This is a genomic window from Mycobacterium sp. (assembly GCF_025965855.1).
Classification (GTDB): Bacteria; Actinomycetota; Actinomycetes; order Mycobacteriales; family Mycobacteriaceae; genus Mycobacterium.
In genome coordinates this window covers 1-11,710 of the sequence record NZ_JAOPWB010000032.1, presented here as the reverse complement: position 1 = coordinate 11,710, position 11,710 = coordinate 1, and the positions used below count along the sequence as shown (strand labels likewise).

Annotated in this window: 12 protein-coding genes and 2 pseudogenes; 10 read left to right on the top strand and 4 right to left on the bottom strand. The window is 69.1% G+C overall.

From position 1 onward, the window contains the following. From JWP83_RS02495 to JWP83_RS02485, 3 genes and pseudogenes are all read left to right on the top strand, one after another. A pseudogene (locus tag JWP83_RS02495) lies at nucleotides 1-510 on the top strand (translation initiation factor IF-2); the annotation flags it as partial. Next, nucleotides 510-992, top strand: coding sequence for a 30S ribosome-binding factor RbfA (gene rbfA, locus JWP83_RS02490; protein ID WP_297725454.1), 483 nt, complete (start codon nucleotides 510-512; stop codon nucleotides 990-992). The pseudogene JWP83_RS02495 and the gene rbfA, both read left to right, overlap by 1 nt. Further along, nucleotides 967-1,977: a bifunctional oligoribonuclease/PAP phosphatase NrnA gene (locus JWP83_RS02485; protein WP_297725452.1), complete on the top strand. Its 1,011-nt coding sequence runs from the start codon at nucleotides 967-969 to the stop codon at nucleotides 1,975-1,977. The genes rbfA and JWP83_RS02485 overlap by 26 nt, the downstream gene beginning before the upstream one ends. Here the strand turns inward: JWP83_RS02485 and JWP83_RS02480 are convergent. Together JWP83_RS02480 and JWP83_RS02475 are read right to left on the bottom strand one after the other, a co-directional pair. Beyond that, nucleotides 1,974-2,543, bottom strand: a complete 570-nt coding sequence (locus tag JWP83_RS02480) for a hypothetical protein (protein ID WP_297725450.1) — start codon at nucleotides 2,541-2,543, stop codon at nucleotides 1,974-1,976. The genes JWP83_RS02485 and JWP83_RS02480 overlap by 4 nt on opposite strands. 9 nt (nucleotides 2,544-2,552) lie before the next feature. Next, on the bottom strand, nucleotides 2,553-3,302 hold the full coding sequence (locus tag JWP83_RS02475; protein ID WP_297725448.1) for an enoyl-CoA hydratase: 750 nt from the start codon (nucleotides 3,300-3,302) through the stop codon (nucleotides 2,553-2,555). A 76-nt stretch (nucleotides 3,303-3,378) separates the two neighbouring features. On the opposite strand from JWP83_RS02475, the gene JWP83_RS02470 reads away from it, so the two are divergent. Together JWP83_RS02470 and JWP83_RS02465 are read left to right on the top strand one after the other, a co-directional pair. Continuing rightward, nucleotides 3,379-3,648 (top strand): DUF2277 domain-containing protein, encoded by a 270-nt coding sequence (locus JWP83_RS02470; protein WP_297725446.1) that lies wholly within the window; start codon nucleotides 3,379-3,381, stop codon nucleotides 3,646-3,648. A 7-nt stretch (nucleotides 3,649-3,655) separates the two neighbouring features. Beyond that, a complete protein-coding gene (locus JWP83_RS02465) occupies nucleotides 3,656-4,213 on the top strand; it encodes a DUF1802 family protein (protein ID WP_297725444.1) in 558 nt (185 codons plus the stop codon). Here JWP83_RS02465 and JWP83_RS02460 read toward each other — a convergent pair. Continuing rightward, nucleotides 4,172-5,923, bottom strand: coding sequence for a CocE/NonD family hydrolase (locus tag JWP83_RS02460; RefSeq protein ID WP_297725456.1), 1,752 nt, complete (start codon nucleotides 5,921-5,923; stop codon nucleotides 4,172-4,174). The two genes, JWP83_RS02465 and JWP83_RS02460, sit on opposite strands and share 42 nt — an antisense overlap. A gap of 32 nt (nucleotides 5,924-5,955) precedes the next feature. After that, on the bottom strand, nucleotides 5,956-6,531 hold the full coding sequence (locus JWP83_RS02455) for a DUF3558 domain-containing protein (RefSeq protein ID WP_297725442.1): 576 nt from the start codon (nucleotides 6,529-6,531) through the stop codon (nucleotides 5,956-5,958). Between the two features lie 161 nt (nucleotides 6,532-6,692). Here JWP83_RS02455 and JWP83_RS02450 point away from each other — a divergent pair, with 161 nt between their 5' ends. The 5 genes and pseudogenes from JWP83_RS02450 to JWP83_RS02430 form a co-directional block, all read left to right on the top strand. Then, entirely contained in the window at nucleotides 6,693-7,658 is a 966-nt protein-coding gene (locus JWP83_RS02450) for a metallophosphoesterase (RefSeq protein ID WP_297725440.1), read from the top strand. Next, a complete protein-coding gene (locus tag JWP83_RS02445) occupies nucleotides 7,655-8,341 on the top strand; it encodes a 4'-phosphopantetheinyl transferase (protein ID WP_297725438.1) in 687 nt (228 codons plus the stop codon). The genes JWP83_RS02450 and JWP83_RS02445 overlap by 4 nt, the downstream gene beginning before the upstream one ends. Then, complete coding sequence (gene truB, locus JWP83_RS02440) at nucleotides 8,338-9,219, top strand: tRNA pseudouridine(55) synthase TruB (RefSeq protein WP_297725436.1); 882 nt, start codon at nucleotides 8,338-8,340, stop codon at nucleotides 9,217-9,219. The genes JWP83_RS02445 and truB overlap by 4 nt, the downstream gene beginning before the upstream one ends. A 150-nt stretch (nucleotides 9,220-9,369) precedes the next feature. Continuing rightward, nucleotides 9,370-10,560, top strand: a complete 1,191-nt coding sequence (locus JWP83_RS02435) for a lipid-transfer protein (RefSeq protein ID WP_297725434.1) — start codon at nucleotides 9,370-9,372, stop codon at nucleotides 10,558-10,560. Nucleotides 10,561-10,563: 3 nt separating this feature from the next. After that, nucleotides 10,564-11,655: pseudogene (locus JWP83_RS02430) on the top strand (acyl-CoA dehydrogenase family protein); the annotation flags it as partial. Nucleotides 11,656-11,710: the final 55 nt, after the last annotated feature.

Sequence of the window (11,710 nt, the reverse complement as noted above, 5' to 3'; positions counted from 1 at the left end):
GTCATCGACCGCGGTGTCGGTGCGATCACCGAGACCAACGTCGACCTCGCTGCCGCGTCCGACGCCATCATCATCGGCTTCAACGTCCGGCCCCAGGGCAAGGCGAGCCAGATGGCGGACAAGGAAGGCGTGGAGATCCGCTACTACTCGGTCATCTATCAGGCGATCGACGAGATCGAAAAGGCCCTCCGCGGCATGCTCAAGCCGATCTACGAGGAAAACCAGCTGGGCCGCGCCGAGATCCGGGCGTTGTTCCGCTCCTCGAAGGTCGGCATCATCGCCGGCTGCATGATCAGCTCGGGTGTGGTTCGCCGTAACGCGAAGGCCCGCCTGCTGCGGGACAACATCGTGATCGTCGACAACCTTTCGATCACCTCGCTGCGGCGGGAGAAGGACGACGTGACAGAGGTCCGTGAGGGCTTCGAATGCGGTATGACGCTGGGCTACTCCGACATCAAGGAAGGCGACATCATCGAGTCCTACGAGCTCGTCGAAAAGGAGCGCGCCTGATGGCAGACCCTGCCCGGGCGCGCCGGCTGGCCAAACGGATCTTCACGATCGTCGCCTCGGCAATCGAGTTCGAGATCAAGGGTCCGGGGCTGGACGGGGTGACCATCGTCGACGCGAAAGTGACGGCAGACCTGCACGACGCGACCGTGTTCTACACGGTGATGGGCCGCACGCTCGACGACGAGCCCGACTACGCCGCCGCCGCGGCCGCGCTGGAGCGGGCCAAGGGCACGCTGCGCACCAAGGTCGGGGCCGGCACCGGGGTGCGCTTCACGCCCACGCTGACGTTCACCCGCGACACGACGGCCGACAGCGTGCAGCGGATGGACGAGTTGCTGGAGCGTGCCCGCGCCGCGGACGCCGATCTGGCGCGGGTTCGCTCGGGTGCCAAGCCGGCCGGGGAGGCCGATCCGTACCGTGTAAGCGGGGCTGGGGACGCGAGCGACGGGAACGCCGGTGACGACGATCGACCCGAAGACTGACCTGGCCAGCGCCCCGCGGGTCGGGGCGCGCGTCGACGCCACCGGCGCCGTCGAGCTGCTGTCGGGTGCCGCGACGATCGCGGTGGTCGCCCACGTCCATCCCGACGCCGACACCATAGGCGCGGGGCTGGCATTGGCCTTGGTGCTGGACAGGTGCGGCAAGCGCGTCGAGGTCAGTTTCGCCGCGCCGGCGACGCTGCCCGAGTCGCTGGCCTCCTTGCCCGGCTGTCAGCTGCTGGTCGCCCCCGACGCGATCTGCCGCGACGTCGAATTGGTTGTGACCGTTGACGTTCCGAGCGTCAAGCGGCTCGGGGAGCTGAGCGATCTGGCCGGCCCGGGCAGCCAGTCGCTGGTCATCGACCACCACGCCTCCAACGACCTTTTCGGCAGCGCCAATTTCATCGACGTTTCGGCGGATTCCACCACGATGATGATCGCCGACATCCTTGACGCATGGGGCAAGCCGATCGACCGGGACGTCGCGCACTGCATCTACGCGGGCCTGACGACCGACACCGGATCGTTCCGCTGGGCCAGCGCCCGCGCGCTTCGGCTGGCGGCGCGGCTGGTCGACATCGGCGTCGACAACGCCGCGATCAGCCGGACGTTGATGGACACCCACCCGTTCGGCTGGCTGCCGCTGCTGTCGCGGGTACTGGCCTCGGCGCAATTGGTGCCTGACGCGGTCGGCGGTCGCGGACTCGTGTACGCGGTCGTCGAGCATCGGGACTGGGTCAGCTCCCGCGCCGAGGAAGTCGAGAGCATCGTCGACATCGTGCGGACCACCCAGCAGGCGGAAGTCGCCGCGGTCTTCAAGGAGGTCGACCCGCGGCACTGGTCGGTGTCGATGCGGGCCAAGGCCGACGTGGATTTGGCGGCGGTCGCGTCCACGTTCGGCGGCGGTGGCCACCGGCTGGCCGCCGGCTACTCGACAGTCGGGTCGATCGACGACGCCGTCGCGTCGCTGCGCGCGGCGCTCGGTTAGAAGGCCCAGCTTCCCGAAGGGTCCAGCACGAATCCGTGGTCTCCGCTGGTGGTATCCAGACACGCGACGAAGTTGTCGGCCCCGACGGCGCATGTGACGTTCAGGTATGACAGCTTCTGGCCCGCGCCCAACGATTTGCCGCCCGACGTCAGCGCGGGCGGGTTGCCGTCGCACCCGCCGTAGGTCATGCGGCTCAGTTCGTAGCCGGGCCCCTTGAAATTGACGGCGCCCACGACGCAATCGCCCGGTTTCGGGTGGCCCCCACCACCGGGAAACGGGACATCGTCCATTCCGGGCGTGTCGCCGTTGCACTTGATGTCCTGTGACGGTTGGGGAGCGGGCGCCGGCCCGCCGTAGAAGTCGCACACCAGGGTCGGCGTGGCGGAAAAGCTGATGCGGGGTGCCCCGCCCTGGGAAGGCGTCGTCGCATAGCCGTCCACCGGGACGGCGATGAACCTGTTCAGGTCGGGGAATCGCGGCGGCAGCGCTGCGGCGTGCGGTGCGGACGCGATCGCGGATGCCGCCGCCAGAGTCAGGGCTCCCATAGTGACACGGCCAGCGCGCATCGCTTCCTCCTAACGCACCTGGGCCCGCCCGCGTTGCAGCACCGCGTCGCGGTTGGCGGCGATGTCGTCGCCGCTGGTCCGGAACTGTCTGGCCGCCATCGCCTCCAGCCACAGCCCCGCGCTGGTCTGCGAGTCGTCGATCCGGTGATAGGACGCCAGCAACGCCCGCACCGCGTTCTGGTTGTTGCCGACGATCGACGCCGCCACCCGGCGCGCCGTGGGCAGCAGCTGGTCGTGCGGCACCACCTCGGTCACCAGGCCGGCGCGCAGCGCGTCGGTGGCGGACAGGTAGTCCCCGGTGAGGCTCATCCGCCGGGCCAGGCCGACGCCCACCTTCTGGGGTAACCGCACGCTCAGTCCCCAGGTGGGCAGCAGGCCCACCCGGGCGTGCGTGTCGGCGAAGCGGGCCTGCTCCGAAGCGATCAGGACGTCGCAGTACAGGGCCACCTCCAGCCCGCCGGTGACCGCGGCGCCGTTGATCGCGCCGATCACCGGCTTGGTCAGCGGTGGCCATCGCGGCGAGATGTCCGGAAGCGCCGACTCGCCGCCCAGCTCCTTGAGGTCCAGCCCCGCGCAGAACACCGGGTCGGCGCCGGTGACGATGACCACGTCGACGCCGTCGTCGGTCTCGGCGTCGACCAGGGCACCGAAAAACCGGTCCCGCAGCGCCGAGGACAGCGCATTGCGCGCCCGGGGCCGGTTGAGGGTCAGGGTGCGCACCCCCTCGTCGGTCTCGATCAGCAGGATGTCGTCGGTCATGTGATCACCGTAGAGGGTGGCTTGCGGCGGATGTGACGAGCCGGCGCCGCGCAGGGGCAGCCCTTATCGTTGAGGCATGTGCAGGAACATCACCGAACTGCGCGGCCTGCAGCCGGCGGCCACGCCGCAGGAGGTCGCGGCGGCCGCGCGCCAGTATGTGCGCAAGGTCAGCGGCATCACCCGCCCGTCGGCCGCCAACGCCGAAGCGTTCGAGGCGGCGGTCGCCGAGGTCACCGAGACGACGGCGCGATTGCTGGCGGCCCTGCCGCCGCGGCGCCAGCCGCCGAAGGCCGTCCCGCCGTTGCGCCGGCCCGAGGTGATGGCCCGCCTGGCCGGGCCGGAATGACCGGCAGATGACAGAGACGGCGCCCGCGCTCAAGGAGTGGGGCGCGGTGGTGCACGCGCTGCTCGACGGCCGGCAGCGGGTGCTGCTGCGTAAGGGCGGCATCGGCGAAAAGCGGTTCGAGCTGGCGGCCCGGGAGTTCTTGCTGTTCCCGACCGTCGCGCACAGCCACGCCCAGCGCGTCCGGCCCGAGCATCGCGACCTGCTGCAGGCCGGGGCCGCCGACAGCACCGACGAGCGGCTGGTGCTGCGTGCCGCAGCGAAGGTCGTTGCGGCACAAGAGGTTAACCGGCCGGATGGTCTGTCGGCGATCGAGGATCTGCATATCTGGACCGCGGAGTCGGTGCGTGAAGATCGGCTCGACTTCCGGCCCAAGCACAAGCTGGCCGTGCTGGTGGTGTCGGTGATCCCGCTGGCCGAGCCGGTGCGGATCACGCGGGCCCCCGAGTACGGCGGCTGCACCAGCTGGGTGCAGCTCCCGCTGGCCGATGTTCGCCTGGCCGCGCCGGTGCACGACGAGCCCGCGCTAGATCAGGTCGCTCTCCGCGTCCGCGACGCGGTCGGCTGACGGATCGCTGGGGCCGACCGGGAGCAGCAGCCGGGAGCGTCCGTAGTGCACGGCGTGGGTGGCCGGTGTGGTCTGCCGGCCCGTCAACAACGGTTCTTCGGTGCCGAGGTTGCGCGCGTAGCGAGGGAACCAGCCGCCGGCGATGAGGACGCGGATGCGCGAGCCGGCGCGGAAGCGGTGGGCGATCCCGTCGAGTTCCACGCGTACGGTCTCGGCGGTGTTGGTGGCGCCCAACCGCCGGTAGCCGTCGCTGACGTTCTGGGAGCGGCCCTTGGCCCCGACGTCCCTGACCTCGCTCACCCGGACGAACAGATCGACATGGGGATTGTCGGAGCTGTGTGTCAGCTCGACCACCGGATTCCCGTAGACGTACAGGTCGTGGGTGAGCGTGAGGGTGGTGAAGGCGAGGACGTCGTCGCGCAGGGCGAGGCGGCTGTCGTCGCGGTAACCGCCGTTCGGGGACAGCAGCGGACCGCCGGTGGTGGGCGTCGGGTCGGCGGGGTCGTAGCGAAATGTCGCCGGTGCCAACGCTTTGAGATCGGTCGGCGCCGTCTCGCCGAGGTGTCCGCCGGGCCGCAGGTACAGTGCCCGTTCGGTCGTGGCGGGCGGCCAGACGGGCAGGTGGTGCCAGGCGTGGCCCCTGTCCAGGCCGGTTATGCACACGTGGACGCTGCTGGGCCGGCGCGGGGCGGCCGCGCCGCCCAGGTGAGTGTCCAACCACTCCAGCGTTTCCCGCGCGCTGACGGGTAGCGCCTTGCCGAGCAGCTGGGCGTGTGTCCAGGGTCCGACGGTGAGCGCGACGTCCGGAACGTCTTGGCCACGGCCGCGCAGGTGCGCATACTGCTGCAGCGTCTGCCGGATGAAAATGTCCTGCCAGCCGCCGATGAGCAGCACCGGCACCCGCGCCCGGTCCAGCGCGTCGCTGAACCGCCGCGAGTCCCAGAACGCGTCGTCGTGCTCGCGGTGTTCGACCCACGATTCGAACCACGGCGCGCCCGCGCCGAGCAGCGCCCGGGCCGCGGGCCCCAGGGGCACCTCACCGGCCGCCTCCACCACCCTGCGCCGGGCGCGCAGCTGGCGCAGCGCCATCTTGACGCGCCCCGGATCCTCCTGGTGAGAAATCAGATCGCTCCAGCCCAGGAAGTCGTTGACGGCGAACGAGCCGGTGCCCCACACGGAGGCGTTGAAATCGTGTGGGCCCGCGGTGATCACGGCCGCGGCCAGCTCGGGCGGCGGATCCTGCAGCAGCGCCCACTGGGTGAAGCCCAGGTAGGACACCCCGACGGTCGCGAATCGACCGGTGAACCAGGGCTGCTCGCGCAGCCAAACGGCCGTGTCGGCGCCGTCGGCGGCCTCGTTGACCATCGGGTCGAATTCGCCGCCCGACCCGAACGTTCCGCGCACGCTCTGCAGCACGACGTGGTAGCCGCGAGCGGCATGCAGCCGGGCATAGGCCTGCGAGAACGGAAACGCCCGCCCGTAGGGTCCGCGGACGAGCAGGGTGCCGGCGGGGCCGGAGGTGCCGGGCACGTAGTGGTCGGCCACCAGGGTGACCCCGTCGCGCATCGGCACCTCGACGCGATCCACGGTGTACCCGGTGATCGCGCGCGGCAGGCCCAACAGGCGACCGAGCGCGGTGTCCCCGACTCGTCCCAGGCTGCCCGGCTTGGGCCGCGCGGGGCGGGTAGCGGTCGTAGTCGCGCTCCCCAGGCTAGGTTTTTTCAAGACGCCCGGCGGTGTCTTCAGAACTTGTAATACGGCGCGAGGTCGTTGGCGCGCTGCAGATTGGTGGACATGCAGTCCACCTCAGGGTTGGAGTAGACCGTCGAGAAGTACAGCGCCTGCTGGAGCACGCCGTAGCTGGTCTTGAACGCGACCATGCAGGAGTAGTACCAGAAGCTGTTGTGATAGGTCGGCTTCATCACCCAGTACTGCGCCGCGCGGTGACCCTGGATGGTGGTCTCGACGGCGTCGGAGGGCAGGGACTGGTCGTAGGTGCGCCAGATGATGGGCTCGACGGCCACCTGGTAGTTACCCGCGTCGAAGTGGCAGCGCAGCCCGTCCTCGTGTTCGGGCGGCGTGAACCCCAATCCCAGCCGCTGCACGACGTCGAACGGGATGTCCTCGCACGCGTCGAAGGGCCGCGGGTCGGTCGTCGCCACGATGGGACTCTTCATCGTGGTCTCGATCGGCTCGGCCGTCGACCGCAGCTCGACGGGCCCGCCTCCGCTCGGCCCCGCCGGGGCGCTGTGGGCGCCCACCACCAGCGCCGTGGCCAGCGCGCCCAGTGCTCCGATCAGCCGCAGATTGGCGAACACCGACATCTCCTACCCCCACCGGGTCATGCCTCGGCGGTCCCTTGCCGGGAGTGTACAAGCCGTGTCAGCGCCCCCACAGTGAAAAGAGAACACGTTCTAATCCCGCGGGCAAGGGCCTGGCGGAAACCGGCTTATCACGGGGGTCGTTAGGCTGGTTAGTCGTGGCGAGCAGGGAATCGACGAATGGTGGGCAGCCGACGCTGTGGGCGGTTTCCGACCTGCACACCGGTCACCTCGGCAACAAGCCGGTCACCGAATCGCTGTATCCGTCGTCGCCGGACGACTGGCTGATCGTCGCCGGTGACGTCGCCGAACGCACCGACGAGATCCGCTGGGCGCTTGACCTGCTGCGGCGGCGGTTCGCCAAGGTGATCTGGGTGCCCGGCAATCACGAGCTGTGGACCACCAACCGGGATCCCATGCAGATCTTCGGCAAGGCGCGCTACGAGTACCTGGTCAACATGTGCGACGAGATGGGCGTGATCACGCCGGAGCATCCGTTCCCGGTATGGACCGAGCGCGGCGGCCCGGCCACCATCGTGCCGATGTTCCTGCTGTACGACTACACCTTCTTGCCCGAGGGGGCGGAGAGCAAAGCCGAGGGCCTGGCGATCGCGCGGCAGCGCAACGTGGTGGCCACCGACGAGTTCCTGCTCTCGTCCGAACCGTACGCCACCCCCGAGGCCTGGTGTCGCGAGCGGCTGGCCAGCACCCGCCCCCGCCTCGAACAGCTCGACTGGATGACACCGACCGTGCTGGTGAACCACTTTCCGTTGGTGCGGGACCCCTGCGACGCGTTGTTCTACCCGGAATTCTCGCTGTGGTGCGGAACCACCAAGACCGCCGACTGGCACACCCGCTACAACGCCGTCTGTTCGGTGTACGGGCACCTCCACATCCCGCGAACCACGTGGTACGACGAGGTGCGCTTCGAGGAAGTGTCGGTGGGTTACCCGCGGGAGTGGCGGCGCCGCAAGCCGTACAGCTGGCTGCGCCAGGTGTTGCCGGATCCCCATTACGCGCCGGGCTATCTCAACGACTTCGGCGGTCACTTCGTGATCACCCCCGAGATGCGCCGCCAGGCCGAACAGTTCCAGGAACGAGTGCGGCAGCGACAGTCTCGATGACGGGCGGCACGCTGGTGTCGTCGGTGTTGCCCGACACGGCTTCGGAGGATCTGGCGTATGCGGAGGTGTATTCCGATCCGCCGGGCCTGACCCCGTTGCCCGAAGAGGAGCCGCTGATCGCCAAGTCGGTCGCCAAGCGGCGCAACGAGTTCATCACCGTGCGCCATTGCGCCCGCATCGCGATGGGCGAGCTGGGCGTGCCACCGGTGCCGATCCTCAAGGGCGACAAGGGGGAACCGCGCTGGCCCGACGGGGTGGTGGGCAGCCTCACCCACTGCACCGGCTACCGCGGCGCGGTGGTGGGGCGCGCCGGCGCGGTGCGCTCGGTGGGCATCGACGCCGAACCGCACGACGTGTTGCCGGACGGCGTGCTGGGCGCGATCGCCCTCGAAGTCGAGCGCCACGAGATCGCCGCGTTGCCCGACGGCCTGCATTGGGACCGGATCCTGTTCTGCGCCAAGGAGGCGACCTACAAGGCCTGGTTCCCGCTGACCGAGCGCTGGTTGGGTTTCGAGGACGCCCACGTGGTGTTCGACCTCGATTCGCCCGGCCGGGGAACTACGGGGGTGTTCGTCTCCAAGATCCTCGTCGACGGCGCCGCACTGTCGGGTCCGCCGCTGACCGCGCTGAGGGGCCGCTGGTCGGTCGAGCGCGGGCTGGTGCTCACCGCGATCGTCCTATGAGCGATCCGGGCATAGTCGTCGTCGACAAGCCGGCCGGCATGACCAGTCACGACGTCGTGGCGCGCTGTCGCCGCATCTTTTCCACCAGCCGGGTGGGGCACGCGGGGACGCTGGACCCGATGGCCACCGGCGTGCTGGTGATCGGCGTCGAGCGGGCCACCAAGATCCTCGGCCTGCTCACGGCGGCGTCGAAGTCGTATGCGGCCACCATCCGGCTCGGCCAGACCACCTCCACCGAGGATGCCGAAGGCGAAGTGCTGCAAAGCGTTTCGGCCGGGCACGTGACGGATGAGGCGATCGCCGCCGCGGTCGCCGGGCTGCGCGGGGACATCGAGCAGGTGCCGTCGGCGGTCAGCGCGATCAAGGTGGACGGCCGTCGCGCCTATCGGCTGATCCGCGAGGGTCACGCCGTCGAGCTCGACGCGCGGCCGGTGCGCATCGACCGGTTCGAGGTGCTGGCCGCGCGCTCCCACGACCGGCTCGTCGACGTCGACGTCGCGGTCGACTGCTCGTCGGGAACCTACATCCGCGCGCTGGCCCGCGATCTCGGCGCCGCGCTGGGCGTGGGCGGGCACCTGACGGCGTTGCGGCGCACCCGCGTCGGCCGCTTCGGGCTGGACCAGGCGCGCTCACTCGACGACCTGGCCGAGCGGCCGGAGCTGAACTTGACCCTGGACGAGGCGTGCCTGCTGATGTTTCCGCGCCGCGACCTCACCGCCGAGGAGGCCCGGGCGGCAAGCAACGGCCGGTCGTTGTCGGCGGCCGGGATCGACGGCGTCTACGCCGCCAGCGACGCCGACGGCCGGGTGATCGCGCTGCTGCGCGACGAGGGCCCGGCGACGAAGTCGGTGGTCGTGATTCACCCGTCGACGCTGTAGTCCGTTCGCCGAGCCGGTAAATCCGCAGACAAAGTGCGAGTGAGGGCCTGCGAAGTTACCGGCTCGGCGACGACGCAAACGGGTCCCGGGCGACGGCTCGGCACGGGCAAGTTGCAAACTGAGAGCCTGAGGCGTTCGGAAGGGGCCAAAATGTCCAACAAGGTGTACGTCGTCGGCGTTGGCATGACGAAGTTCGAGAAGCCTGGCCGGCGTGAGGGCTGGGACTACCCGGACATGGCGAGGGAGTCGGGCACCAACGCGCTGGCCGACGCCGGTGTCGACTACCGCGAGGTGCAGCAGGGCTACGTCGGCTACGTCGCCGGCGACTCGACGTCCGGCCAGCGGGCGCTCTACGAGCTGGGCATGACGGGGATTCCGATCGTCAACGTCAACAACAACTGCTCGACCGGCTCGACGGCGCTTTTCCTGGCGGCACAGGCCATCCGCGGCGGGATCGTCGACTGCGCCATCGCGCTCGGATTCGAGAAGATGCAGCCCGGCGCGCTGAGCGGCAGCGCCCAGGACCGCGAATCGCCGATGGGCAAGCACGTCAAGGCGATGGCCGAGATCGACGACTTCGCCATGCCCGTCGCGCCGTGGATGTTCGGCGCCGCCGGCCGCGAGCACATGAGGCAATACGGCACCACCGCGGAGCACTTCGCCAAGATCGGCTACAAGAACCACAAGCACTCCGTCAACAACCCGTACGCGCAATTCCAGGAGTCCTACACCCTCGACGACATCCTGGCGGCGCGGATGATCTCCGACCCGCTCACCAAGCTGCAGTGCTCGCCGACCTCGGACGGTTCGGGCGCGGCGATCCTGGCGTCGGAATCGTTCGTCGACAGCCACGGGCTGGCCGGCCAGGCGGTGGAGATCGTCGGCCAGGCCATGACCACCGACTTCGCGTCGACGTTCGACGGCAGCGCCAAGAACCTCATCGGCCATGACATGAATGTGCAAGCCGCGCAACGCGTTTACGACCAGTCCGGGCTGGGTCCCGAGGACTTCCAGGTGATCGAGCTGCACGACTGTTTCTCGGCCAACGAGCTGCTGCTCTACGAGGCCCTGGGACTGTGCGGCCCGGGCGAGGCGCCCAAGCTGGTCGACAACGGTGACACCACCTACGGTGGCCGCTGGGTGGTCAACCCGTCGGGCGGATTGATCTCCAAGGGGCACCCGCTGGGGGCGACCGGGTTGGCGCAGTGCGCCGAACTGACCTGGCAGCTGCGCGGCACCGCCGAGGCGCGTCAGGTCGACGACGTCACCGCGGCACTGCAGCACAACATCGGGCTGGGCGGCGCCGCCGTCGTCACCGCTTACCAGCGCGCCCAACGCTGAACCGTGATCGAGTGGTCCGACACCGACCTCATGGTTCGGGATGCCGTTCGTCAGTTCATCGACAAGGAGATTCGCCCGCATCTCGACGAACTGGAAACGGGCGCGCTGTCGCCCTATCCGATTGCCCGAAAGCTGTTCAGCCAGTTCGGCCTCGACGTGATGGCCGCCGAATCGGTCAAGTCGATGCTGGAACGGGAGCGCGCCAGGGAAGCGGGCGAGGCGCGCGACGAAAAGCCAGACGGTACAAACGACTTCAGCGGATCGGGCCAGGCGTCGATGATGGCGGTCCTCGTATCCGAACTGGCCCGGGTGAGCATCGGGTTGCTGAGCACCGCCTCGGTCAGCATCGGCCTGGGTGCGGCGACCATCATGAGCCGCGGCACGCTGGCCCAGAAAGAACGCTGGCTGCCCGACCTGATGACGCTGAAAAAGATTGCGGCGTGGGCCATCACCGAGCCGGACTCCGGCTCTGACGCCTTCGGCGGCATGAAGACCACTGTCCGGCGCTCCGGCGATCCAGACGGGGCCTACATCCTCAACGGCCAGAAGACATTCATCACCAACGGGCCCTACGCCGACGTCCTGGTTGTCTACGCCAAGCTTGACTCGCCTGTTTCTGGCGAACCGCCGACGGACCGGCGCAACCGGCCGGTGCTCATCTTCGTGCTGGACGCGGGCATGCCCGGGCTGACGCAGGGCAAGCCGTTCAAGAAGATGGGCATGATGTCCTCGCCGACGGGCGAATTGTTCTTCGACAACGTGCGGCTGACTCCCGATCGCCTGCTCGGCGAGAACCAACGCCAGGCCGACGGCGACGGCCGCGAAAGCGCCCGCGACAATTTCGCCGCCGAGCGGATCGGGATCGCGATGATGTCGCTGGGCATCATCAGCGAATGCCACCGGCTGTGCGTGGATTACGCCAAGACCCGCACGCTGTGGGGCAAGAACATCGGGCAGTTCCAGCTGATCCAGCTCAAGCTGGCCAAGATGGAGATCGCCCGGATGAATGTGCAGAACATGGTGTTTCACACCATCGAGCGGCAGCAGGCGGGCAAGCCGCTCACGCTGGCCGAGGCATCGGCGATCAAGCTGTACTAGTCGGAGGCGGCCACCGACGTTGCGATGGAGGCCGTGCAGCTGTTCGGCGGCA